The sequence below is a fragment of the Streptomyces sp. NBC_00525 genome, assembly GCF_036346595.1.
GTDB lineage: Bacteria > Actinomycetota > Actinomycetes > Streptomycetales > Streptomycetaceae > Streptomyces.
Window position 1 is genome coordinate 5,780,031 of the sequence record NZ_CP107834.1, and the last position, 23,351, is coordinate 5,803,381.

Annotated in this window: 22 protein-coding genes and 1 tRNA gene; 14 read left to right on the forward strand and 9 right to left on the reverse strand. The window is 73.8% G+C overall.

The window, feature by feature from the left end; all coding sequences use genetic code 11:
* Window positions 1-5 precede the first annotated feature (5 nt).
* A complete protein-coding gene (locus OG710_RS25395; protein ID WP_330241385.1) occupies window positions 6-839 on the reverse strand; it encodes a TIM barrel protein in 834 nt (277 codons plus the stop codon).
* A 221-nt stretch (window positions 840-1,060) separates the two neighbouring features.
* Between OG710_RS25395 and OG710_RS25400 the strand changes: the two genes are divergently transcribed.
* From OG710_RS25400 to OG710_RS25435, 8 genes are all read left to right on the forward strand, one after another.
* Complete coding sequence (locus OG710_RS25400; protein ID WP_330241386.1) at window positions 1,061-2,257, forward strand: lactonase family protein; 1,197 nt, start codon at window positions 1,061-1,063, stop codon at window positions 2,255-2,257.
* An 81-nt stretch (window positions 2,258-2,338) separates the two neighbouring features.
* The gene (locus OG710_RS25405) at window positions 2,339-2,590 is read left to right on the forward strand and encodes a hypothetical protein (RefSeq protein ID WP_093704808.1); all 252 of its coding nucleotides are present in this window, start codon (window positions 2,339-2,341) and stop codon (window positions 2,588-2,590) included.
* Entirely contained in the window at window positions 2,587-2,964 is a 378-nt protein-coding gene (locus OG710_RS25410) for a helix-turn-helix domain-containing protein (protein WP_111338975.1), read from the forward strand. Before OG710_RS25405 ends, OG710_RS25410 begins: the two co-directional genes overlap by 4 nt.
* A 177-nt stretch (window positions 2,965-3,141) precedes the next feature.
* Window positions 3,142-3,651, forward strand: a complete 510-nt coding sequence (gene uraD, locus OG710_RS25415; RefSeq protein WP_330241387.1) for a 2-oxo-4-hydroxy-4-carboxy-5-ureidoimidazoline decarboxylase — start codon at window positions 3,142-3,144, stop codon at window positions 3,649-3,651.
* Window positions 3,652-3,670: 19 nt separating this feature from the next.
* On the forward strand, window positions 3,671-4,063 hold the full coding sequence (gene uraH, locus OG710_RS25420) for a hydroxyisourate hydrolase (RefSeq protein WP_111338977.1): 393 nt from the start codon (window positions 3,671-3,673) through the stop codon (window positions 4,061-4,063).
* A 7-nt stretch (window positions 4,064-4,070) separates the two neighbouring features.
* Complete coding sequence (gene pucL, locus OG710_RS25425) at window positions 4,071-4,994, forward strand: factor-independent urate hydroxylase (RefSeq protein WP_330241388.1); 924 nt, start codon at window positions 4,071-4,073, stop codon at window positions 4,992-4,994.
* A 171-nt stretch (window positions 4,995-5,165) separates the two neighbouring features.
* On the forward strand, window positions 5,166-6,563 hold the full coding sequence (locus tag OG710_RS25430) for an 8-oxoguanine deaminase (RefSeq protein ID WP_330241389.1): 1,398 nt from the start codon (window positions 5,166-5,168) through the stop codon (window positions 6,561-6,563).
* A 276-nt stretch (window positions 6,564-6,839) separates the two neighbouring features.
* Window positions 6,840-8,288 (forward strand): nucleobase:cation symporter-2 family protein, encoded by a 1,449-nt coding sequence (locus tag OG710_RS25435; RefSeq protein ID WP_443064294.1) that lies wholly within the window; start codon window positions 6,840-6,842, stop codon window positions 8,286-8,288.
* Window positions 8,289-8,345: 57 nt separating this feature from the next.
* Here the strand turns inward: OG710_RS25435 and OG710_RS25440 are convergent, their stop codons facing one another.
* Window positions 8,346-9,170: a chitosanase gene (locus OG710_RS25440; RefSeq protein ID WP_330241390.1), complete on the reverse strand. Its 825-nt coding sequence runs from the start codon at window positions 9,168-9,170 to the stop codon at window positions 8,346-8,348.
* Window positions 9,171-9,229: 59 nt separating this feature from the next.
* On the opposite strand from OG710_RS25440, the gene OG710_RS25445 reads away from it, so the two are divergent.
* Window positions 9,230-9,913, forward strand: coding sequence for an alpha/beta fold hydrolase (locus OG710_RS25445; RefSeq protein ID WP_330241391.1), 684 nt, complete (start codon window positions 9,230-9,232; stop codon window positions 9,911-9,913).
* Window positions 9,914-9,945: 32 nt separating this feature from the next.
* Here OG710_RS25445 and OG710_RS25450 read toward each other — a convergent pair whose 3' ends face one another.
* On the reverse strand, window positions 9,946-10,536 hold the full coding sequence (locus tag OG710_RS25450) for a TIGR03086 family metal-binding protein (RefSeq protein ID WP_330241392.1): 591 nt from the start codon (window positions 10,534-10,536) through the stop codon (window positions 9,946-9,948).
* A 37-nt stretch (window positions 10,537-10,573) separates the two neighbouring features.
* The gene (locus OG710_RS25455) at window positions 10,574-11,635 is read right to left on the reverse strand and encodes an amidohydrolase family protein (protein ID WP_330241393.1); all 1,062 of its coding nucleotides are present in this window, start codon (window positions 11,633-11,635) and stop codon (window positions 10,574-10,576) included.
* Between the two features lie 133 nt (window positions 11,636-11,768).
* Between OG710_RS25455 and OG710_RS25460 the strand changes: the two genes are divergently transcribed.
* Entirely contained in the window at window positions 11,769-12,788 is a 1,020-nt protein-coding gene (locus OG710_RS25460; RefSeq protein WP_330241394.1) for a fibronectin type III domain-containing protein, read from the forward strand.
* Between the two features lie 7 nt (window positions 12,789-12,795).
* Here OG710_RS25460 and OG710_RS25465 read toward each other — a convergent pair whose 3' ends face one another.
* The 5 genes from OG710_RS25465 to OG710_RS25485 form a co-directional block, all read right to left on the reverse strand.
* Complete coding sequence (locus OG710_RS25465; protein WP_330241395.1) at window positions 12,796-13,983, reverse strand: vWA domain-containing protein; 1,188 nt, start codon at window positions 13,981-13,983, stop codon at window positions 12,796-12,798.
* Between the two features lie 4 nt (window positions 13,984-13,987).
* Window positions 13,988-15,214, reverse strand: coding sequence for an AAA family ATPase (locus tag OG710_RS25470; protein WP_330241396.1), 1,227 nt, complete (start codon window positions 15,212-15,214; stop codon window positions 13,988-13,990).
* Window positions 15,211-16,968 carry an ankyrin repeat domain-containing protein gene (locus OG710_RS25475; RefSeq protein WP_330241397.1) on the reverse strand — a complete coding sequence of 586 codons (1,758 nt, stop codon included), beginning with the start codon at window positions 16,966-16,968 and terminating at the stop codon, window positions 15,211-15,213. The genes OG710_RS25470 and OG710_RS25475 overlap by 4 nt, the downstream gene beginning before the upstream one ends.
* A complete protein-coding gene (locus tag OG710_RS25480) occupies window positions 16,965-18,101 on the reverse strand; it encodes a gala protein (protein WP_330241398.1) in 1,137 nt (378 codons plus the stop codon). Before OG710_RS25480 ends, OG710_RS25475 begins: the two co-directional genes overlap by 4 nt.
* A 107-nt stretch (window positions 18,102-18,208) precedes the next feature.
* Window positions 18,209-18,284: transfer RNA gene (locus OG710_RS25485), tRNA-Cys, on the reverse strand.
* A gap of 210 nt (window positions 18,285-18,494) precedes the next feature.
* Between OG710_RS25485 and OG710_RS25490 the strand changes: the two genes are divergently transcribed.
* The 4 genes from OG710_RS25490 (at window position 18,495) to OG710_RS25505 (ending at window position 23,334) form a co-directional block, all read left to right on the forward strand.
* Entirely contained in the window at window positions 18,495-20,783 is a 2,289-nt protein-coding gene (locus OG710_RS25490) for a glycosyl hydrolase family 18 protein (RefSeq protein WP_330241399.1), read from the forward strand.
* Window positions 20,784-20,927: 144 nt separating this feature from the next.
* Window positions 20,928-21,233 (forward strand): hypothetical protein, encoded by a 306-nt coding sequence (locus tag OG710_RS25495; RefSeq protein ID WP_330241400.1) that lies wholly within the window; start codon window positions 20,928-20,930, stop codon window positions 21,231-21,233.
* Complete coding sequence (locus tag OG710_RS25500) at window positions 21,230-22,441, forward strand: cupin domain-containing protein (RefSeq protein WP_330241401.1); 1,212 nt, start codon at window positions 21,230-21,232, stop codon at window positions 22,439-22,441. Before OG710_RS25495 ends, OG710_RS25500 begins: the two co-directional genes overlap by 4 nt.
* Window positions 22,438-23,334: a sucrase ferredoxin gene (locus OG710_RS25505; RefSeq protein ID WP_330241402.1), complete on the forward strand. Its 897-nt coding sequence runs from the start codon at window positions 22,438-22,440 to the stop codon at window positions 23,332-23,334. Before OG710_RS25500 ends, OG710_RS25505 begins: the two co-directional genes overlap by 4 nt.
* Window positions 23,335-23,351 lie beyond the last annotated feature (17 nt).

Sequence of the window (23,351 nt, forward strand, 5' to 3'; positions counted from 1 at the left end):
GGCTCCTAGGCCCGCGCGGCGGGCGGAAGCCAGTCGAAGGAGTCGGCGCTCGGGCGGTCGCCGGGCTTGTACTCCAGCCCGACCCACCCCTCGTAACCGGCCTTCGCCAGCTCGTCGAGGAGCTGCTCCAGGGGGAGCGAGCCGGTGCCGGGCGCGCCGCGGCCCGGGTTGTCGGCGATCTGGACGTGGCCCGTTCGGTCGGCGTACGCGGCGATGACCTCGCTCAGGTCCTCACCGTTCATCGACAGGTGGTACAGGTCCAGCAGGAACTTCGCGTTGCCGAGGCCGGTGGCGGCGTTGACCCGGTCCACGACCTCGATCCCGGCCGGCGCGCTCACCAGCGGATAGCGCGGCGACTCCGGCGCGTTCAGGGTCTCGATCAGCAGCACCGCGCCGATCCGGTCCGCGGCGCGGGCGGCCAGGACCAGGTTCTCCAGGGCGAGTTCGTCCTGGACGGCCGGGTCCACGCCCTCGATCCGGTTGCCGTAGAGCGCGTTGAGCGCCCGGCATCCGACCGAGGCGGCGAAGTCGGCCGCCACCTCGATGTTGGCGCGGAAGCGGTCCGACTCCGCGCCGGGCACGGAGAGCGCGCCGCGGTCGGGGCCGGGGAGCTCTCCGGCGTAGAAGTTCAGGCCCACCAGTTGTGTGCCGGCCTCGTCGAGCGCCTGCTTGAGCGCGTCGAGTTCGGCCTGCTCGGGGGTGGGGGTCTCGATCCAGGGCCACCACAGCTCGACCGCCGTGAAGCCGGCCGCGGCGGCTGCCGCGGGACGCTCCAGGAGCGGGAGTTCCGTGAAGAGGATCGACAGGTTCACATCGAAGCGCTGGTCCGGGTAGCCCATGAGGGTTTCGGCGCTCCTTCCGTATTGCGGAAGTTTGTTTCTGTCTAACGGAAGATTGCCTGTCGGGTGGTGAGGCTGTCAAGGGGTGCCCGCAACCCGGGCCGGTGGAAGGGTGTTGCGTTGCGCCCTGCGCAATGGCCGGTGCGTGTCTTGCGGTGGGATGGGGAGGCGGCCACTGTGGCTGACACATCGAACGCAACCGACCCCACGAGGTGCTTCGCATGACGTCCCCCACCAGCCGCCGCACCCTGCTCGGCGCCCTCCTCGCGGGCGGTGCCCTCGCCGCCGCCCCCGGCGTCGCGCGCTCCGCCGACCGCCCCGCCCCCACCCGCCCGCACCGGCCGCCGCACCCCGCGCACCCCGCGCACCCCGCGCACCCCGCGACCCTGCGCACCGGCACCCTGTTCACCGGCACCTACACCCCGGCCGGCCCCGGCATCGGGGTGGCCGCGTACGACAGCGCGTCCGGACGCATCACCGCCCGCACCCCCGTCACCGGCGTCCAGAACCCCTCGTACCTCGCCCTCCACCCCACGGGCAGCACGCTCTACGCCGTGAATGAGCAGTGGAACGGCGGCGTCACCGCCGTCGCGCTCGGCGGCGACGGCACCTTCCGGGTCCTGGGCACCCAGTCCACCGGCGGCTCCGGGCCCTGCCATCTCTCGGTGCACCCGAGCGGGCGCTGGCTGCTCAGCGCCAACTACACCTCCGGCAGCGTCGCCGTGCACCCGCTGGCCGCCGACGGATCGGTGGGGGCGCGCACCGACCTGGTCGCGCACAGCTCGCCCGCCCCCGGACCCGGCCAGTACAGCCCGCACGCGCACCAGATCGTCACCGCGCCCGACGGCGACCACATCCTCGCCACCGACCTCGGCAACGACACGGTGTACACCTACCGGCTCGACCAGGCGCGCGGCACCCTGCAACAGCTCTCGTACGCCCGCCTGCGGCCGGGCGCCGGACCCCGCCACCTGGCCTTCCACCCGGACGGCCGCCACGCCTATCTGGCCTGCGAGGTCGACAACACGGCCGTGGTCTGCGGCTACGACCCCGCCACCGGCAGGCTCACGCCGGGCACCCCGCAGTCCACCGGCACCGGCGCCACAACCAGCTACCCCGCCCAGTTCCTGGTCACCGCGGACGGCCGGTTCGCCTACCTCGCCAACCGGGGCCACAACAGCCTCACCCGGTACGCCGTCGAGGGCGGCGGGTCCGCGCTGCGCCTGCTCGACACCGTGCCGGTCGGCGGCGACTTCCCCCGGCACACCGCGTTCTCGCCGGACGGCACCCTGCTGTTCGCCGCCAACCAGCGCTCCGGCACCGTCACCGTCCTCCGGGTGGACGCGGCCTCCGGCGCGCTGACCCGCGTCGGCACCCCGTACGCCGCGCCCTCGGCGGTCTGTGTGCTGCCGCTTTAGGGCGCAGGTGCGCGGGCGCTAGGGTCGAGCCCGAGCCGCGGGGGGCTGCCCCGGACGCGGTGGACGCAGCAGGGAGGCACCATGCGCTTGAGGGTGGAGTTCACCACCGAGCCCTTCGATCTCGACGAGGCACCCGCGCACGCGGTGGTCGCCCGTGAGGTGATCCAGTCGGCCGAGTTGGACGCCGTGGACGTCGGACCGTTCGGCAATACGGCGGAGGGCGGCGCCGACCAGGTGCTCACCGCCGTGGACAGCCTGCTGAGGCAGGCGCTGGCATCGGGTGCCACGCGGGTCTCGCTCCAGGTCAACGTCATCGGGGAGGACCCGAAGTGACCGGACCGGTGGACCATCCCCTCGTCGCCGCCGTGAAGCCGCTCGCCGACGCGATGGGCGCCGAGCTTGTCGGGCCGGGCGAGGCGCGCGCCGACGACGTGGTGCTGGCCTGGGAGGGCCAGGACGTCGTGGCGGTCCGGCTGCCGCAGCTGTCGGAGTCGCTGGATCACATCCTGGCCGCGATGGAGCGCCGGCACGGCATACCGCTGGCCGAGCTGGACCGCAAGGCCAAGCAGGAGGCCGTCCGGCTACTGGAGGCACGCGGTGCCTTCTCCGTACGGCACGGCGTGGAGACCGTGGCGGGCGCCCTGGGCGTCTCCAGGTTCACCGTCTACAACTACCTGAACAGGGAAAACGGCACGAAGAGCGGGTAGTTGGGGCGCTTCGGCACGGGTGGCCGACAGCTGAACGATCGGGCCGCCGCCCGGATGACCGGGCGGCGGCCCTTTCCGTGAACGGAATTTCAACAAACTGTTGACGTCGTGTTGCCGAGGGCGTTAGCTATCCGCAGCCCGACCAACGCACAGCGAGGAACAGCCACGGAGGCTCCCGTGACTTCGAGCTCCACGCCGGGCCTCGCCCGGTTCAACACCCTGGCGGACAACGAGGCGGCCGCCGCACTGCACGAGGTGTGCGCCAGTGCGGCCTGGGCACGAGCGATCCTCGCCCACCGCCCGTACGCCACCACCGAAGCCCTGCTCTCCGCGAGCGACACCGCCACGGCGGCACTCGGCGCGGAGGACCTGGCCGCGGCCATGGCCGGTCACCCCCCGATCGGCCGGCCCGTGCCCGGTGACCCGACCTCCTCCCGCGAGCAGCGGGGAATGGCCGGGGCCTCCGAGGAACTCAAGGCCGAAATGCTCGAACTCAACCTGGCCTACCAGGAACGGTTCGGACACGTCTTCCTGATCTGCGCCACCGGTGCCACCGGCGAGCAGATGCGCGACGCGGTGAAGGCGCGGATCGGCAACCCGCCCGAGCGGGAGCGGATGATCGTGCGCACCGAACTGGGCAGGATCAACCGCATCCGCCTCACCCGCCTCGTCACGGAAGACGCGTAACAGAAGGAGAGTGAAGGTCTTGAGCACCTTCGCCACCGCATCGGTGTCCACCCACATCCTGGACACCAGCATCGGCCGCCCCGCCGCGGACGTCGCCGTCTCGCTCGCCGCCCGCACGGGCCGCGACGCGGACTGGGTGGCGCTCGGCGGCTCCGCGACCGATGCGGACGGGCGCTGCAAGGACCTGCCGGCCCTGCCGGAAGGAACCACCCATGTACGGCTCGACTTCGAGACCGAGCCGTACTTCACAGCCAAGAAGCAAGCCGAGGCGCAGCAGGACGCCCCCCGCGTAAGGGACAGCGGCGCGTTCTTCCCGGAGGTGGCGATCACCTTCGCCGTCACTCCGGGCGAGCACTACCACGTACCGCTGCTGCTCAACCCGTTCGGCTACTCCGTATACCGAGGGAGCTAGCAGACACATGCCCACGATTCTCGGCCAGAACCAGTACGGCAAGGCAGAGACCCGCGTCCTGCGGGTCGTGCGGGACGGCGACACCCACCACCTCAAGGACCTGAACGTCTCGGTCGCCCTCTCCGGCGACATGGACGACGTCCACTACTCCGGCTCCAACGCGCACGTCCTGCCCACGGACACCACCAAGAACACGGTGTTCGCCTTCGCCAAGGAACACGGCATCGACTCCGCCGAGCAGTTCGGCATCCATCTCGCCCGGCACTTCGTGACCTCGCAGGAGCCGATCGAGCGGGCCCGCATCCGCATCGAGGAGTACGCCTGGGACCGGATCGCCACCTCCGACGCCAACTCCCGCTTCATCGGCGCCGACGAGGTCAAGCACTCCTTCGTCCGCCGGAACCAGGAGATCCGCACCACCCAGGTCACCTTCGACGGCCAGGCGTGGCAGGTCGTCTCCGGGCTCAAGGACCTGACCGTGCTGAACTCGACCAACTCCGAGTTCTGGGGCTACGCCAAGGACAAGTACACGACGCTCAAGGAGGCGTACGACCGCATCCTCGCGACCGACGTCTCCGCCCGCTGGCGCTACAACTGGACCAGCGACGAGCAGCGCATGCCGAACTGGGAGAAGTCCTACGAGCAGGCGCGCAAGCACATGCTGCACGCCTTCGCCGAGACGTACTCGCTCTCGCTCCAGCAGACGCTGTACCAGATGGGCTCGCGCATCATCGACCACCGCAGCGAGATCGACGAGATCCGCTTCTCGCTCCCGAACAACCACCACTTCCTGGTGGACCTGGAGCCGTTCGGCCTCAAGAACGACAACGAAGTGTATTTCGCGGCCGACCGTCCGTACGGGCTCATCGAGGGCACCGTGCTCCGCGACGGCGTCGAGCCGCAGATCCCGGTCGACCTGACCAACCTCTGACGCGGCGCCACGCCGGGGCCCGCCCGCCCGCCGCGGACGGGCCCCGGCCGGGCCGCAGGGACGCTCCACGCGTTCCGCAACCCTCTCGGCACCCACGGCCGCACCGCCGTGGCACTCAAATCCTCCTAGGGTCCTGCCGTGCCCACATCCCGGATGAGAGAAGGAAGCACCATGGCAGCACCGGCAGCCCCCGGCCGGGTGGAACGCATCGTCATCGAGAACTGCTCGATCGCGACCGTCGACGCCGCCGACACCGAGTACGCCTCCGGGTACGTCGTCGTCGCCGGCAACCGCATCGAGGCGGTCGGCGCCGGCCGGGCACCCGAGGGCCTGGAGAACGTCGTACGCCGCGTCGACGGCACCGGCCACCTCGCCACGCCCGGCCTGATCAACACCCACCACCACTTCTACCAGTGGATCACCCGCGGCCTGGCCACCGACCACAACCTGTTCGACTGGCTGGTCGCGCTGTACCCGACCTGGGCGCGCGTCGACGAACCGATGGTCCGCGCCGCCGCGCAGGGCTCGCTCGCCATGATGGCCCTCGGCGGCGTCACCACCGCCATGGACCACCACTACGTCTTCCCGCAGGGCTCCGGCGACCTGTCCGGCGCCATCATCGGCGCCGCCCGCGACCTGGGCGTACGCTTCACCCTCGCCCGCGGGTCGATGGACCGCGGCGAGAAGGACGGCGGACTGCCGCCCGACTTCGCGGTGGAGACCCTGGAGGACGCGCTCGCCGCCACCGAGGCCACCGTGGACGCCCACCACGACGCCTCCTTCGACGCGATGACCCAGATCGCCGTCGCCCCCTGCTCGCCCTTCTCCGTATCCACCGAACTCATGCGCCAGGGCGCCGAACTGGCCCGGCGCAAGGGCGTACGCCTGCACACCCACGGCTCGGAGACCGTGGAGGAGGAGAAGTTCTGCCACGAGCTGTTCGGCATGGGCCCGACCGACTACTTCGCGTCCACCGGCTGGCTCGGCGACGACGTGTGGATGGCGCACTGCGTCCACATGAACGACTCCGACATCGCCGCCTTCGCCCGCACCGGCACCGGCGTCGCCCACTGCCCGTCCTCCAACGCCCGCCTCGCCGCCGGCATCGCCCGCGTCCCCGACATGCTCGCCGCGGGCGTCCCGGTCGGCCTCGGTGTCGACGGCACCGCGTCCAACGAGTCCGGCGAACTCCACACCGAACTGCGCAACGCCCTCCTCATCAACCGCCTCGGCGCCCACCGCGAACGCGCCCTGAACGCCCGTCAGGCACTGCGCCTGGGCACCTACGGCGGCGCCCAGGTCCTCGGCCGCGCCGCCCAGACCGGCTCCCTGGAGCCCGGCAAGCTCGCCGACCTGGTCCTGTGGAAGCTGGACACCCTCGCCCACGCCTCCATCGCCGACCCGGTCACCGCGCTCGTCTTCGGCGCCGCGGCCCCGGTCACCCTCTCGCTGGTCGACGGCCGGCCGGTCGTCGAGTCCGGCCGCCTGGTCACCGGAGACGAGGACGCCATCGCCCGCGCCACCCGCGACGAGGCCCGCCGCCTCGCCCAGATCGCCGCCGGAGCCTGACGGCCCCGCACCGGCGACCCGGAACAGGCCGGGCGAGGGGGACGGCCCTCGCCCGGCCGCCGCGGACCCGAGCGGGGTCCGCGGCAACCGGGACGGGAGGCGCGCCGCGTACGCGCACGCGCCTCCCGTCCCGGCGCTCCCAGCTGCCCGCACCAGCTGCGACGTGCCGCACCGCACCACCGCACGACACGGGGCCCGGTCCGGGCGGACCGGCCCCGCGACCACCTCCCTGACACCCACGTCACCGCAGACGTGTAACCGACCGGAGGAACCGCCGTGGCAGCTACGCCCAGGTTTCGCGACGACGCAAGTGCGACCCCCACCCCCGACGGAGCGCCGGAGACGGCACCGTCCGACCGCGGACACCCGGTCGACGAGACGCTCCCCCCACTGAAGATGTTCACCAGCGGCCTCCAGCACGTGGCCGCGATGTACGCGGGCGTGGTGGCCCCGCCCATGATCGTGGGGCCCGCAGTCGGCCTCACCGCGAAGGAGACCGCCTTCCTGATGGGGGCGAGCCTGTTCACCGCGGGCATCGCCACCCTGCTCCAGACGATCGGCTTCTGGCGAATAGGCGCCCGGCTGCCCTTCGTCAACGGCGTCTCGTTCGCCGGGGTGACGCCGATGGTGGCCATCGGCAAGGACCGGGGACACGACGGGATCGCCGTCATCTTCGGCGCGATCATCGTGGCGAGCCTCCTCGGCTTCGTCCTCGCCCCCTACTTCTGCAAACTGGTCCGCTTCTTCCCACCCGTGGTCACCGGCACGGTCATCACCCTGATCGGCGTCTCCCTGCTGCCGGTCGCCTTCAACTGGTCGCAGGGCGGCAACGCGACCGCCGCCGACTACGGCTCCACCACCAACATCACCATGGCGGCGGTCACCCTCGTCATCGTGCTGGCCCTGCGCAAACTCCTGCGCGGCTTCCTCCAGCAGATCGCCATCCTGCTCGGGCTCGTGGCCGGCACCCTCATCGCGATCCCCGTCGGCATCACCGACTTCGGCGCGCTCGGGGACGCGGACGCCATCGGCTTCCCCACCCCGTTCCACTTCGGGGCCCCGCAGTTCGAGATCGCCGCCATCGTCTCCATGAGCATCGTGATGCTGGTCTGCATGACGGAGTCCACGGCGGACATGCTCGCCCTCGGCAAGATCGTCGACCGGCCCGCCGACGAGCGGACGATCGAGGGCGGGCTGCGCGCCGACACCCTGGGCAGTGCCCTCAGCCCGCTGTTCAACGGCTTCATGTGCAGCGCCTTCGCCCAGAACATCGGGCTGGTCGCGATGACCAAGGTGCGCAGCCGCTTCGTCGTCGCGGCGGGCGGCGGCATCCTCGTGCTGCTCGGCCTGGTCCCGGTGGCCGCGTCCGTCATCGCCCTGGTGCCGCTGCCGGTCCTCGGCGGCGCCGGCATCGTCCTGTTCGGCTCGGTCGCCGCCAGCGGCGTGCAGACCCTGGCCGGTGCCGCCCTGGAGAAGGGCGAGAACGCGCTGATCGTCGCGGCGGCGGTCGGCGTCGGCCTGATCCCGATCGCGGCGCCCGACTTCTACCACGCCTTCCCCGACGACCTGCTCGTCGTCCTGGACTCGGGCATCTCCACCGGCTGCGTCGTGGCGATCGTGCTGAACCTGGCCTTCAACCACCTCGGCCGCACACCGGACCGGGAGACCGGAACCGCGCCCGGCGGCCACGACCCGGCGAAGGCGATGGAGGCCGCCGCGCACTGACGTATCGTCAAGGACTCGTGGCGCGTACGGGGGTTGGCCGTACGCGCCACAGACGGCTCAGTCGATGTGGTAGCGGTCGCCGTACACCTTCCAGTCCAGCGGGGGGTCCAGGTCCAGGTTGCCCTGCCGCAGGAACACCCGCTGCGCGGTCTCCACCCGGCTGGTGTCGCTGTGCGAGGGCTCCTCGCGGATCGCGGCGACCCGCGAGTCGAGGAACGCGTCGAGGTAGGCGCGCTCGTCACCGCCCTGCGCGGGCGGCCGGGCGTCGGCGAGCGCCCGGCTGCGGATCGTACGGAAACCGGTGGTGCCGTCCGCGTCGGCCTCGCCGTGCATCACGTACGCGTCGTAGTAGACGAACTGGCCCAGCGTGCCCAGGCCGTCCTGCCGCGCCCGGCGCACCGCCGGGTCGAAGTACGAGTCGTCCCGCTCGGCGTCCTGCGCCGCCCGGAACCGCGCGTCACCGGCCGCCGTCGCCCAGGCGCGGGTGAACGGGTTGCCGAGCCCGGTGTGCGCGTCGCTCCCCTTCACCTTCCGCAGCGCGGGCAGGAACCGCTCCAGCGCGTTGCCCGGCCGGGACCGCGCGTACCGCTCGACGACCCGGAGCATGTCGCCGGTCCCCGAGCAGAAGCCGATGATGCCACCGGTGTAGCCGCGCCCGTCCCCGATGTCCTCGATGTACTTGTACTGGCCCTTCCAGTCCAGCGTCGAGTTCTCCGCGCTGGCGACCAGCCGCATCGCGATGTCCTTCTTCACCGGATCGGCGAGCCCGGCACCCGACCCCTTGCCCCACGCGTCCCCGGCCGGGGTGCAGCCGGCGAGGACGGCGACGGACAGCAGGAGGGCGGCGAGCGGGGTGACCAGGGAACGCGTGGTGGGTTTCACCGCTCCAGCCTGCCAGGCCGGCGGCGTGATGCCCGCGCAATCGGCGGTAGCGTCGGGGCATGGATGAACGGTCTGTGGTGGATGTCGGCGACGTGCGGCTGGCGTACCGGAGCTGGGGTGCCTCGTTCGGGTCGCCCGTCGTACTGCTGCACGACGTCGGCGCGAGTTCGGCGAGCTGGGAGGCGGCCGGCGGCCTGCTGGGGCAGGAGTGGCGGGTGTACGGGATCGACCTGCGCGGCCACGGCGAGAGCGACTGGCCCGACGAGTACGACCTGGAGCTGATGCGCGACGACGTGCTCGGGTTCCTGGACGAGTGCGAGCTGGACCGGGTCGGTGTGGTCGGCCACGGCATGGGCGGGGTCGTCGCCCACCTCCTGGCGCAGGACCACCCGGACCGGGTGGAGCGTCTGGTGCTGGTGGAGACCCCGCCGCCGTTCCCCGGTACGGCGTACCCGGCGGCTTCCCCGAACGGGCCCGCCGACTACGACGAGGCGGTCCTCGCGTCGGTCGGGGCCGAACTGGCGGACCCCGACCCCGCGTGGGCGCGGGGCCTCGGCGAGATCGTCGCGCCCACGCTGCTGCTGGCCGGCGGGCCCGGCAGCGAGATGCCGCAGGGCCGGCTCCAGGACATGGCGTCGCTGATCCCGGACTGCCACTTGGTCACGATGGGCGGCGGCCACCGCCCGCACGAGACGGACCCGGAGCAGACGGCGCACCGGATCACGGAGTTCTTCACCAGCTGACGCAAGGCTTCCGCGAGGTCTCCGGCGCCGTCTCAGTCGCCCGGCCGCCAGTCCGGGCGCCGGCCGCTGCGGGCCACGGCCCGGTCCAGCAGCGGGGCGTCCTCGGCGACCGGGACCGGCGGGCCGAAGGGTGAGGCGGCGGGCGGGCCGCCGCCCAGCTCGGCCAGGAGCGCGAGCGAGCTGTGCAGATGCGCGTCCTCGGCGCCGAACGGCTGCCCGGTCGCCTTCGCCAGGTCCCAGCCGTGCAGCACCAGCTCGTTCAGCGCGACCATCCCCGCCACCTGTCCGGGCAGGTCCACGCCGCCCGCCCTGGTCATGCCCTCCCAGGCGGCGGGGGCGCGCCAGGCGGCCACCAGCTCGTCGAGCGCGGCGGGCAGCGCGGTGCGCCAGCCGGCCTCCAGCACGCCGGACTCCACGGCGGGGGCGGTGTCGGTGGACGGGCCCAGCTCCTTGCGGGCCGCGTCACGGAAGGCGAGGGCCAGGCCCTCGACATGGGCGAGCAGGGCGCCCACGGTCACGCCGGGGCACGGGGTCGCCGCCCCCAGCGCACTGTCGTCGACGGCGTCGAGCTGTGCGGTGATCCGGCGCGCGGCCGGTTCCAGGTCCAGTGGTTGTGTATCCATACCCGTACAGACTGCCCGACCGCCCGCAACTCATCGCTCAGCGCACCACGCGTCCCCGCAGCACGATCCGGTCCGGGTGTTCCAGCACCGCCGGGTCGGCGACCGGATCGCTGCCGTACGCCACCAGATCCGCCGGCGCCCCGTCGACCAGGCCCGGCAGCCCGAGCCAGGCGCGGGCCGTCCAGGACGCCGCGCCGAGCGCGGCGTCGGCCGGAAGCCCGGCCCTGGCCAGCCACGACGCCTCGCCGGCCACGGTCCCGCAGGGGAACGAGTCGGTGCCGGCCAGCACCGTGACCCCCGCCTCGTGGGCGGCCCGGACGGTGCCGAACATGGCGTCCCAGCCGGCCAGCCACAGATCGCGGCGCGCACTCGGCTCCCGCGCCCGCATCGCGTCCGCGCCCGCCCCGAACACGGCCAGCGTCGGGACGAACGCCGTGCCCTGCGCCGCCATCCGGTCCAGCAGGGCGGGGTCCAGGGACATGCCGTGCTCCAGACTGTCCGCCCCCGCCAGCACCGCGTTCCGGCTGCCTTCGGCGGTCTGGCAGTGCACCGCCACCCGGCCGCCCGCCGCGTGGACGGCGGCCACCACCGCGGTGAGCAGCGCGAGCGGCACCGGGGGCTCGTCCAGCCGCCAGTCCCCGATGACCTTGCACCAGCCGGAGGAGGCAGCCGACTCCTCCACGGCGGCCCGCACGAGGTCCGCCTCGCCCACGTGCCGGCCGAAGCCGGGGATGAACCGGCCGGGCGTGGCCAGCCAGCGCCCCGCCGACGTGACGCGGGGCAGCTCCGGGTCCTCGTCCACCCAGGCCGGCATCCGGGCGGCCGTGCCCGGCGTACGGACGGCGAGCACCCCGGCGTCCCGGTGCTCGCGCAACTGCGCGCGGAGCATGTCGTCGTCGAACGGGACGGCCGTGTCCACCGTGCCGGGGTGGGTGTGGACGTCGACGAGGCCGGGCAGCAGCCAGCCGCCGTCCACCACCGTCTCGGTGTGCCGCCCGGCGCACCCGCCCGGCGGGGCGCCTTCCCGCAGCACCTCACCGTCGATCCAGAACGTCCGCTCCTCGCGTTCCGGCAGCACCACACCTCGTATGCGCAGCATCCGCCGACGGTATGTCAACCGGCGGGTCGGGCGCGGGGGGAGGGGCACACCGGCACATTGTGGAAGGTTCGGCTCCGGGCTCTTGTCGGCGGGGCCCAGGGCATGCGATACAGGTCTGGACCATTGCTGCCCGATGGAAGGCAACACCGTGCGATCCCCTCACACGCATGGCGCTTCGGCCTGTGCCGCCGCCCTGCTTCTCGCCGCACTCGCCACCGCCTGCGGCTCCGGCTCCGGTTCGGACTCCGGCCCGGGGCCCGACGCGGACACCAGCAGACCCACCGCGCCCCGCGGGGTCACGGTGCAGGCGAGCAGCGCCACCTCCGCGCACGTGATGTGGAAGGCCGCCACCGACGACAAGGCCGTCACCGGCTACGAGGTCTACCGCGAGGGCAAGAAGGTCAAGTCCGTGCCCGCGTCCAAGGTGATGATCGACATCGAGGGGCTCACCGCGTCGACCGCGTACACCTTCACCGTCCGCGCCCGCGACGCGGCCGGCAACGTCTCCGTGCCCAGCGCCGCCGTCCAGGTCACCACCCCCGCCCCCACGCCCGCCGACCACGGGCCCCCCACCCGGCCGGGCAAGCTGCGCGGCAAGGCGGACGGCAACCGGGCCGCCACCCTGTCCTGGGGCGGCTCCACGGACGACATCGGCGTCACCGCGTACGACATCTACCAGGAGGGCTCCCGCATCCACACCGTGCCCGGCACCGAGACCACGGCTCGGGTGACCGGGCTGCGGCCGGGTACGGCCTACAGCTTCACCGTGCGGGCCCGCGACGCCGCCGACACCTCGTCGCCCGACAGCAACGCCTTCCACCTCACCACCGCTTCGGCCCCCGGCGCCCCGGCGGACACCGCCCCCACCGGCCTGCGCGCCACGACCAAGGACCAGGGCAAGGAGTACGCCGTCGACCTGGAGTGGGCGCCGCCCAAGGCGGACGGCGAGATCCACACGTATCAGCTGTACCTGGACGGCAAGATGACCACCACCATCGCCTGGGGCACCGAACCGCCCACCGAGCGGGCCACCTACCAGTACACCACCGCCGAACCGCGCGGCACCAGCCACGCGATCACGCTGCGCGCCCAGCTGCCGGACGGCAAGTGGGGCGACTTCTCGGAGCCGCTCACGGTGGTCCTCGGGAAGTGAGCCCGCGTCACAGGGGAACGCGGACCGTCTCGATCCACGGCGGCGGCTGAGGGGCGTCCGCGCCGATCAGCGCGGCGACGAGCCGGCACGAGGGTGCCTCGTCCGGCCAGGGGGTGTGGCCGTCCGTGAGGACCACGACGATGCCGGGGCGCTCCGGCGCGGCCAGGGCGGCGGCGATGCCCACCCGCATGTCCGTGCCGCCGCCCCCGCCGAGCGTCACCTGCTCGGTGGCCGTCACCCGCGACACGGCGTGCACATCGGCGTCGCAGGCCAGCACAGAGACCCGGTTGCCCCGGATGCCGACCTCCCGCAGCACCCCCGTCACCTCGCCCAGCGCGGCGCCCAGCTCCCCGTCGCCCATCGACCCGGAGGTGTCCACGACCACGGCCACCCGTGGCAGCGGCCGGCGCAGCGTCGGCAGCACGATGCCGCGCAGGGCAGCGCTGCGCCGCGACGGCCGGCGGTACGTGTAGTCCACCGCCCCGGACGCCCAGGCCGCCGCCTCCCGCACCGCGCCGGCCAGTGCCTGCCGCCAGTCCACGGACGGCTCCAGCACCTCGTCGGCCCAGCGCCGCCACCCCTGCGGCAGGGTGCCGCGCGTCCGCAGGTGCGCCCGCATGGACTCCGCCGTGCGGCGTCGCAGCGCCTCCGCCTCCGTCGTGCCCAGCGCGGACGGCCCCTGCGCGGGCGGCAGTTCCCAGGGCGCCGGGCCGTTGTGCGCGCCCGAGCCGCACTGGCAGGGCGGTGGCGAGGGTGGCAGCGCGGGCAGGTACGCCTCGAAGAGCTGCCCGGCCGGCAGCCCGAACAGACCCGGCTCCACGCGCCCCTCCGGCAGCGGCAGCCCGTCGGCGAGCAGGTCGTCGTTGATCTCGCAGTCCTGCGCCACATTGACCCGGTGCGCGTCGCGCTGGTCGGCGGCGGGCAGCCGGGCCGCCCGGCCGTGGTGGTCGCGCAGCAGATGCGCCACCTCGTGCACCCACACCCCGGCCAGCTCGGCCACCGGCGTCCGCTCCACGAACTCCGGCGACACATAGCAGCGCCAGTGCCGGTCCACCCCCATGGTCGGCACCTGGTCGCTCGCCACCACGGACAGCGCGTACAGCGCGGTGGCGAGGTACGGCCGGTCGCTCGCCGCACGGTAACGCGCCGCCAGCAGCTTGGTGTGGTCCAGCCTGAGCCGCGCGGGTACGGGCATGGTCTCAGGCGCTCCCCGGCAGCGCGCCGGACAGCTGGAGGAGTTCCAGGAAGGCGTCGATGCCCTCCGGGACCGGCCAGGCGGTGTCCCGCATCGACGCCAGGTCCACCGCCGCCCGCGCCGCCACGTCCGGCACGCCCGCCTCGACCGCCTTGGCCAGCACCGCCCAGCCCGCCTCCCAGCGCGGCCGGGTGAGATCGGCCTGGACGGCGGCCACCACCGCGATCAGGAAGGCCAGTTGCCGGTCCCCGCGCTCGGGCAGCGCGAAGGCGTCCGGATCGGCCAGCACCCGGTCCGGGTCGGGCAGATCCAGGTTCTCCAGGTACGAGAGCAGCTCGATGCCCGCCCCGTCCCCGACCGCGCCGGTCAGCGCGGCGGCCACCGCGTCCCGGCCGGTGCCGGTGGCGTACCCGGTGGCGAGCAGCCGCAGCGCCATGTCCCAGGTCCGGGGCGACGGCCAGGCCCTGCCCCGGCTCTCCGCGTCGGCCGGCAGGTGGTGGACCAGCCCCGGCCGCGCGGTGAGGAAACCGGAGACGGCGCCGCGGGCCCGCGCCACCGCGCCCGCCGCCCGCGCGGGATCGACGACGGGGACGGGCGCCGTCGGCCAGGTGCCGGCCATGCCGCGGGCCACGGTGCGCGGGTCGTGCGTCCAGTGCAGATGCACGAAGCGGTTGGCGAGCGGCGGGCTGAGGTGCCAGCCGTCCGCCGCGCTGGACGGCGGATTGGCCGCCGCCACGATGCGTACGCCCTCCGGGAGCTCCAGGCTGCCCACCCGCCGTTCCAGCACGACGCGCAGCAGGGCGGCCTGCACGGCCGGGGGAGCGGAGGACAACTCGTCGAAGAACAGCAGCCCCCGGCCGCGTCCGGCGAGCCGCACCGCCCAGTCCGGCGGCGCCATCGGCACCCCGGTGGTGGCCGGGTCGTCGCCGACGACGGGCAGCCCCGCGAAGTCGGACGGTTCGTGGACGCTGGCGATGACGGTCTCCAGCTCCAGGCCGAGGCCCGCCGCGAGCTGTTCGAGCCCCGCCGACTTGCCGATGCCCGGCTCACCCCACAGCAGGACCGGCTGATTGGCCGTCACCGCGAGGGACAGCGCCTCCAGCTGCGGGCTGGCGACGGTCTCGGTGCGGGCGGCCCGCAGCCGGCCGTTCAGCGCGTCGGCCGCGTCCAGGGGATGGGGCGCCGGCCGCGCTGCGGGCCGGGCGGGGGCGCCGGGGGCCGCGGTGCTCACCCCTCCTCACCTTCCTCTTCCTCGTCGTAGGCGAAGTGGTTGTCCTCGTCGTCGTTGTCGTCCCACTCGTCCCACCAGTCCGACCCGGCGTCCGGGTGCTCCGCGAGCACCCGCTCCGCGAGGAAGGCCAGATCGGCCCGCCGGTACTTGCGGATCATCTGTTCCAGGGACAGTTCGGTCTGGTCGCTCACGTCGATGCGGGCGCCCGCATCGACGAGGGCCCGGACGAGGGCCGCCGAGCCGCGCCCCGAGACCGCCGCGCCCAGCGGGGTGCGCTCGCGGTGGTCCCTGGCCTCCAGGTCGAGACCGGCCGCGAGCAGCCGGGGCAGCAGTTCGGTGTGGTCGAGCAGCGGCAGGACGTGGAGCAGGGTGTGCCGGCCGGCGTCCCGGATGCGCGGATCGACGCCCGCGTCCAGGAGGGCGACGACGCCCGCCGTGTCGCCGTGCTGGGCGCGCAGGAACAGGTCGCGGCGCTGGGCGGCGAGCGCCCTGGGCAGCCGGCCGGTGCCGGTGAGGCAGCTGTGCTCGACGGCGAAGCAGCCGGTGACCGCCCCGCCGAACGCGCGCAGGGCGTTCTCGCGCTGCCGTTCCTGCGCGGTGTGCGGCGAGTCCAGCGAGCCGTCCCGGAAGCGGACCTCGTGCCACTCGCCCCGGCACCGCACCCGCACCGGGGCGGGCGGTGTGGGGCCGGGCGGGCCGAACGGGCCCTCGTGCTCCGGGAACAGCGCCCCGGCCACCAGCGGATGCAGCTGTGCCGGGGTCAGCAGGCCGTCGCTCAGCAGGTCCAGGTCGGGCAGCCGGCGCCAGAGCGCCTCGGGCAGCGGCACCGCGTCCCCGGCGGCCTCGCGGTCGACGACCGCGATCCGCATCCGGCCGCCGAGCCCCGGCGCGGTGAAGTCGAGCAGTACGCGCGCCCGCCAGTCGTGGGCGATCTGGAACCGTTCCGCCGTGCCGAGCCGGGCGAACCGGCGCACCTCCGCCTCCAGCCGGGGCACGTCCAGCGCGAGGCCGGTCGTGATCGCCTCGGGCGTCGTTTGGTAATACCGGGGCAGTTCCGGCGGCGTCGGGTCCCACTCGATGCCGGCCCCGGCCAGCGCGTCGGCGATCCGGCCCCGATGGTGCAGCAGATTCAGCCACTCCGCGCGGGCCACCGGGTCGGCGGCGCCCGGATCGCCGTGCGGGAGCCGGTCCGCGGGGAGCGGGGTGCCGTCCGGGGCGAGGAACGGCAGCCGGTCCGCGCCGCCGGCCCGTGCCCGCAGTTCGCCGGTCCGGCTCGCCCGCCACAGGTGCCCGAGGGCGCGCCAGTCGTCGGCGTTCCCGGTGACGGCGGCCCGGCCGCGCAGCGGCCCGAAGCGGAGCGGGAGGCGCTGCGGGCCGTCCACCATGGGCGGGGTGCGCAGCTGGAGGTACGCGGGCCCGGCGCCGTAACCCGCCAGGAGCACGGTTCGTTCGGTGGCCAGGGTCGAGCGCCCGGCGAGTATGCGGGGCAGATGCCAGCGCAGCAGGTCCGGGACCAGGTCGCGCAGGTCGGCCAGGAGGGCTTCGGCGACCTCGGCGCCATAGTGGGCGGCGACCTTCTCCGGGTCGATGCGCACGTCGAAGCCGGCGGCCGCGCAGGCGCCCCGCCAGTCGCCGGCCGCCCGCCGTGCGGCGGTCGCCTCGATCATGGTGCGCGGCACCGCGTACCGGCGGACCTGGCGCAGGCTCGACGCCTCCTGCGGGGACAGGAACGGCCGGACGTCCTGGCCGGTCATCGGTACAGGCTCCGGACCGCGCGCATGTCGGTGTGCGCGCCGGCGTCCGGCCGCAGCAGCGTCGCGAAGGTGCGCTTCACCCGGCGCGGCAGTCCGGGGCCCAGGCCCACGTACTCCAGCCGGGAGCCGGGGGAGAGGGCCGCGAGCAGGGTCTTGGCGCCCCGGCCGGTCAGCCCGGTGTGGCGGAGTTCGAGGCGGCGCAGCGGGCTGCCGGGGAGTGCGGCGGCCAGCGCGTCCGCGCCCCGGTCGCCGGTGGTGTTGGGCGGGGCGCCGAGGCTGCGTTCCGAGCGCGGCCGGCCCAGGTCCAGCGCCTCGATCCCGTCGAGCGCGCCGGCCAGGGCGCGGGCTCCGGCGGGCCCGATGCCGTTGCCGCCGAGCCCGAGCCGGATGGGGCGGGCCGGGTCGGCTGTGGCCGCCAGCACGGCCGCGCCCTCGTCGCCGAGGTGGTTGCAGGGCAGGTAGAGCTCCCGGACGCCCGCGTCCAGGATCAGCCGGGCGAGCAGCGGCGCGGCGTCGGCGCCGAGCCCGTTGCCGCCGAGGAAGAGCCGTTCGACGGGGTGCGGGCGGTCGCACAGGACGTCCAGCAGGGCGGTGAGGCCGTCCTCGGTGACGCCGGTGTTGACCAGGTCGAGGGTGCGCAGGGTGGTGTTGCGGCGCAGCATCGGGGCCAGGGCGCGGACGCCGGTGTCCCCGAGCGGGTTGCGCTTGAGCCAGAGCGCCCGGACGGTGTCGTCGCCGGCCAGCGCCCCGGCGAGCGCGGTGGCGCCTGCGGGGCCGATCCGGTTGCAGCCGAGGTAGACGGTGTGCAGTCCGTGTCCGCCGCCGGCCAGGGCCGCCGCGACGGCGGTCGCGCCCTCGTCGCCCAGCGCGTTGGTGCCGAGGAGCACGTGCGCGACGTGCGGTGAGCGGGCGGCGGCGGGCATGACCAGGGCGGCGCCGGCCGGTCCGAGTCCCTGCTTGCACAGGTCCATCCGGCCGTCGGCCCGCAGGGCGCCCAGCGGATAGGTCTCGTCGGCCTCGACGGGCGGGTGCGCGGCCAGCCGGTCGAGCAGCGGGCCGAGCAGGGCCGGGTCGGCGAGGGGCAGGTCCGGATGCTCAATGGCCGGACAGCGCACAGGTATCGGCTGCGACATCGCTTCTCCCCAGTCCCCCGCGGGCCGGTGCCCGGCGGGGGAGGGGCGACCGTGCGCTCCGCCCGCTCGGGACGAACCGACGCCGTCGACTCTCCTCTACGAAAAGGTGGCAAGACAGGTCGGATTCGAACCGACGTCCTCCAGCTTGCTGCTAGGGCGCGACGACCTCTGCGCTACAGCCTTGCCGTCGATGATCCTAACCATCTCCGGGACCTATTCGCACACCTGCGCCATCGCAGGCCGGGGAGGTGCCGCCCGGCCGATCCGGAACCTCAAGTGGTCTGTACCTATTGACGACTTGGTGTAGACCAATTACCTTCCCCTGTGCTCCATGGCACGACATCCGCACCTCCCCGAGGACCGCCTCACCGGTCCCTGCCGCAAGGGAGAACCATGTTCGAGCACATGCCATTGAGACGGAGAACGACGACCGCGCTGATCGCCGTACTCGGCCTCCTCCTCGCACTCCTGTCGCTCCAGGCCGTCCCCGCGCACGCGGCGGGCAAGCTCACGGCGACGTTCACCTCCGCCGACAACGGGCCCTGGTGGAAGGGCACGTACATCCTCCACAACGACACGGACACCGCCGTCACCGGCTGGAGCCTGGAGTTCGACCTGCCCTCCGGCGTCGCGATCCAGTCCTCGTACAACGGGGCCGTGACCACCCAGGGCAGCCACATCACCGCCGTCAACGCCCACTACAACGGCACGGTCGCCGCGCACAGCACGACCGAGCCGTTCAGCTTCTGGTTCGTCGCCACCGGCCCGATCACCGAGCCGACCGGCTGCCGGATCAACGGCGACAAGTGCGACGGCTCCGCCGACGAGCCGCCGGGCGCGCCCAGCGGGCTGAAGCAGACCGATGTCACCGCCCGTACCGCGTCGCTGTCCTGGACGGCCTCCACCGCGGGCGACTTCCCCGTGGCCTCGTACGACGTCCTCGCGGACGGAAAGGTCGTCGGCTCCGCCACCGCGGCCACCTCCGTCACGGTCACCGGCCTGACCCCGGCCACCACCTACGCGGTCACCGTCCGGGCCAAGGACACGCGCGGCAACGTCTCCGCCGAGAGCGCCCCGCTGTCCGTCACCACCGTCGACCCGGCCACCGACACCCAGGCCCCGACGGCCCCCGGCTCCCTGCGCTCCACGGCCACCAGCGCCTCGTCCGTGACGCTGGCCTGGAACGCCGCGACGGACAACAAGCGCATCGCCGCGTACGACGTCTACAAGGGCTCCGAGCTGGCCACCACGGTCTCCGGCACCACGACCACCGCCACCATCGGCGGCCTGTCGCCCGCGACCTCGTACACCTTCACCGTGAAGGCCCGCGACGCCGCGGACAACGCCTCACCGGCGAGCAACGCCCTCACCGTGAAGACCGACGACATCGCCGGCGAGGGCAACTACGCCAAGGTCGGCTACTTCGTGCAGTGGGGCATCTACGGCCGCCAGTACTTCGTGAAGAACCTGGAGACCTCGGGCGCCGCCGACAAGCTCGACATCATCAACTACTCGTTCGCCAACATCGACCCCAACAACCTCACCTGCCTCAACGGCGTCACCAAGGGCACCACCGCCGACCCGCAGGACCCCGAGCAGGGGACCGGCGCCGGTGACGCCGACGCCGACTACGCCCGCCCGTTCAGCGCCGCCCAGTCCGTGGACGGCGTCGCGGACGACGGCTGGGCCAAGCTGCGCGGCAACTTCAACCAGCTCAAGAAGCTGAAGAAGCTGCACCCGGACCTCAAGATCGTGGTCTCGCTCGGCGGCTGGACCTACTCCAAGTACTTCTCGGACGTCGCCGCCACCGACGCCGCCCGCAAGAAGTTCGTCTCCTCCTGCATCGACATGTACATCAAGGGCAACCTGCCCGAGTACAACGGCGCCGGCGGACCGGGCACCGCGGCCGGCATCTTCGACGGCTTCGACATCGACTGGGAGTGGCCGGGCACCGGCACCGGACACCCCGGTAACCACTACTCGCCCGACGACAAGGACAACCTGACCCTGCTGCTCGCCGAGTTCCGCAAGCAGCTCGACGCGCTGGGCGGCGGCCACCGCCTGCTCACCGCCTTCACCCCCGCCGACCCGCAGAAGATCGACGAGGGCTGGGACCTGTCCAAGGTCTTCGACTCGCTCGACGTCGCCAACGTCCAGGGCTACGACTTCCACGGCTCCGGCAGCGACAACTCCTGGGAGCCGAACCGCACCGGCCACCAGGCCAACCTCTACAACGACACCCAGGACCCGTACGACTTCCACTTCAGCGCCGACACCGCCATCAAGGCGTACACCGACGCCGGTGTGGACCCCCGCAAGCTGACCCTCGGCATCCCCTTCTACGGGCGGGGCTGGCAGGGCGTCACGGACGGCGGCGTCGCGGGTGAATGGCAGTCGGCGGGCGGAGCCGCTCCCGGCCAGTTCGCCGAGGAGGCCGGCACCCGGGGCTACTCGAACCTCATCGGCGCCTATCCGACGATGACGGTCCATCACGACGAGCAGTCCATCTCCACCTACGGCTACACCGGAAGCCAGTGGTGGTCCTTCGACGACGCCTGGTCCATCGGCAAGAAGACCCAGTACGTGAAGGACAAGGGGCTGCTGGGCGTCATGGTCTGGGAGATGTCGGGAGACACCGCCCAGGGGACGCTGATGAACGCCCTGGAGAACGGGTTGAAGTAGACCGGGAAGGGCATTCCTCTCGAATCGAGACTTACCGCGCATAGCGGTAGGCTGGTCACGGCGGTGCCCCGGTGGCACCGCCGTGTCTCACGACCGGGCCCGGTACGCGGCCCGGACCCAGCTGTTCGATGCGCGGGAGGAACCATGACCAACCCCGAGCAGGACCCGAACCAGCAGGAAGGCCCCGCGGACGGCGGTGCCGCGGGCACGCCCGGTGTCCACGACGGCGGAGCGGACGGCGGCGCCGAAGGCCCCGCGGACGGGGGCGCGGCCGGTACGCCGGGTGTCCACGACGGCGGTGCCGACGGCGGCGCGGAAGGCCCTGCGGACGGGGGCGCGGCCGGTACGCCGGGTGTCCACGACGGCGGTGCGGACGGCGGTGCGGACGGTGGGGCCGACGGTGGGGCGGATGGCGGTGCGGACGGCGGCGCCTCCGGCAGCGGTTCTTGAGTACGTCCCCGCCCGGCATCCGGGACCCCCGGACCGCGACGGCGGACCCAGGGGTCCTGGAGTCGCGTCTGACACCCGGCCTCGACCGGGAGGCGTTCGCCCGTGACATCTGGTCCCGGACCCCGCTGCTCAGCCGCCGGGCCGGCGACTTCTCCGACCTCTTCTCGGCCGGCGCCGTCGACGAACTCCTCTCGCGGCGCGGACTGCGTACGCCGTTCCTCCGCGTCGCCAAGAACGGCACCACGCTCCCCGACGCCTCGTTCACCTCGCCTGCCGGGGTGGGCGCCACCATCGGCGACCAGGCGGACGACACCGCGCTGTGGCGGGAGTTCGCGGACGGCGCCACCCTCGTCCTCCAGGCCCTCCAGCGCACCTGGGCCCCCATCGGCGCGTTCACCGCCGCGCTCGCCGCCGAACTCGGCCACCCGGTCCAGGCCAACGCCTACGTCACCCCGCCGCAGAACCGGGGCTTCGACGCCCACTACGACGTCCACGACGTCTTCGTACTCCAGATCGAGGGCACCAAGCGCTGGACCGTGCACCCGCCCGTGCACCCCGACCCGCTGCGCGACCAGCCCTGGACCGACCACCGCAAAACCGTCACCGAGGCCGCGCGCGGCGAACCCCACCTCGACACCGTTCTCGCCCCCGGCGACGTCCTCTACCTGCCGCGCGGCTGGCTGCACGCCGCCGAGGCCCAGGGTGAGGTGGCGATCCACCTCACCCTCGGCGTCCACGCGTGGACCCGCTACGCCCTGGCCGAACAGCTGATGCGCGCCGCCCTCGCCGAACTGCGCGAGGACCCCTGGGCCCGCGCCTCCCTGCCGCTGGGCGCGGACCGCGCCGACGAGGAGATCGCCCCGGTGCGCGAACGCCTCGCCGCCGCCCTCGCCGCCACCGACCCGGCCCCCCGCCTGCACCGCACCCGGCGCGCCGAGGCCCGGCCCGCACCGCTGGGACCCCTCGCCCAGCTCGCCGCCCTGCGGCGGCTCGGCCCCGGCACCCCGGTCCGGCTCCGGGGCGCCCTCGAAGCCCGCCTCGACGGCCGCCGCCTGATCAGCCGGGTGGGGTGGCTGGACTTCCCGGAGACCGACATCCCGGCCCTGCGCCGGCTGCTCTCCGGCGAGGTGCGCACCGCGGGCGACCTCGGCCTCGCCTGCGCGGGGAGGCTGCTGCGCGCTGGCGTCCTCGTACCGGCGGCCGCGTGACGGCGGAACGCTTCTTCTGCGCCGACGACGCCCGTGCGCGGGGTGACGCGCTGCCGGGCACCGCCCCGTACGGGCTCGTCTGGGTGCTGGTCGAGCACCAGGGGCCCTGGCCGGCCAACGGCTACGACGGCCTCCCCCTCGACCCCGTGGCCAAGGCCCTCCTCTTCGAGGCGGCGAGCGCCGTACGGGCCCGCATCCTCCTGATCCGGCGCCACGGCCGCCGCACGGGCGACCCCGGACCCCGGCGCTGGGCCGTCCTGCGGTACGACGCCACCGGCCGGCACCGCCAGCGGTGGGGGACCTGGGAGCGCGACGAGGACCTGGCCCGCGCCGCCGACGCGCTCGGCGCACCGGGGGAGCCGGGCCTGCCGCCCGTCGTCCTCGTCTGCGTCCACGGCCGGCACGACACCTGCTGCGCGCTGCGCGGCCGCCCGGTCGCCGCCGCGCTGAGCGAGCGGTGGCCCGATCCGGTGTGGGAGTGCACGCATGTGGGCGGCGACCGGTTCGCCGCCAATGTGCTCGTCGCGCCCGACGGCGTCTACTACGGCGGCCTGGACGGGGCCTCGTCGGTCGACGTGGTCGGGCAGCACCTCGCGGACCGGGTCCACGCCGGACATCTGCGCGGCTACACCGACCTCTTCCCGGCCCAGCAGGCCGCCGTCGCCGCGCTGCTCGCCCGCCACGGCCCGGCCGGCCGGCACGCCTACACGGTCACCGGCACCTCACGGGCGGGCCCGCACTGGCTGATCCGCGTCACCGGCCCCGCACCGCGCTCCGCGGCGTACGACATCGAAGTCACCACGCACCACGCGCCACCCCACCGCCTGACCTGCAACGGCCCGGCAGCGAGCACGGCCCTGGTCCACAAGGTCGTCTCGATCCGCACCGTCTGAAGCGCCGGCCTGCCGCA

What these genes read in the sequence shown, in the direction of transcription:
- OG710_RS25445 (WP_330241391.1), top strand. Translation starts at nt 9,230, where the DNA reads ATGGATGAACGGTCTGTGGTGGATGTCGGCGACGTGCGGCTGGCGTAC.
- OG710_RS25400 (WP_330241386.1), top strand. Translation starts at nt 1,061, where the DNA reads ATGACGTCCCCCACCAGCCGCCGCACCCTGCTCGGCGCCCTCCTCGCG.
- OG710_RS25475 (WP_330241397.1), bottom strand. Translation starts at nt 16,968, where the DNA reads ATGACCGGCCAGGACGTCCGGCCGTTCCTGTCCCCGCAGGAGGCGTCG.
- OG710_RS25455 (WP_330241393.1), bottom strand. Translation starts at nt 11,635, where the DNA reads ATGCTGCGCATACGAGGTGTGGTGCTGCCGGAACGCGAGGAGCGGACG.
- OG710_RS25405 (WP_093704808.1), top strand. Translation starts at nt 2,339, where the DNA reads ATGCGCTTGAGGGTGGAGTTCACCACCGAGCCCTTCGATCTCGACGAG.
- pucL (WP_330241388.1), top strand. Translation starts at nt 4,071, where the DNA reads ATGCCCACGATTCTCGGCCAGAACCAGTACGGCAAGGCAGAGACCCGC.
- OG710_RS25495 (WP_330241400.1), top strand. Translation starts at nt 20,928, where the DNA reads ATGACCAACCCCGAGCAGGACCCGAACCAGCAGGAAGGCCCCGCGGAC.
- OG710_RS25480 (WP_330241398.1), bottom strand. Translation starts at nt 18,101, where the DNA reads ATGTCGCAGCCGATACCTGTGCGCTGTCCGGCCATTGAGCATCCGGAC.
- OG710_RS25490 (WP_330241399.1), top strand. Translation starts at nt 18,495, where the DNA reads ATGTTCGAGCACATGCCATTGAGACGGAGAACGACGACCGCGCTGATC.
- OG710_RS25460 (WP_330241394.1), top strand. Translation starts at nt 11,769, where the DNA reads ATGGAAGGCAACACCGTGCGATCCCCTCACACGCATGGCGCTTCGGCC.
- OG710_RS25450 (WP_330241392.1), bottom strand. Translation starts at nt 10,536, where the DNA reads ATGGATACACAACCACTGGACCTGGAACCGGCCGCGCGCCGGATCACC.
- OG710_RS25430 (WP_330241389.1), top strand. Translation starts at nt 5,166, where the DNA reads ATGGCAGCACCGGCAGCCCCCGGCCGGGTGGAACGCATCGTCATCGAG.
- OG710_RS25395 (WP_330241385.1), bottom strand. Translation starts at nt 839, where the DNA reads ATGGGCTACCCGGACCAGCGCTTCGATGTGAACCTGTCGATCCTCTTC.
- OG710_RS25465 (WP_330241395.1), bottom strand. Translation starts at nt 13,983, where the DNA reads ATGCCCGTACCCGCGCGGCTCAGGCTGGACCACACCAAGCTGCTGGCG.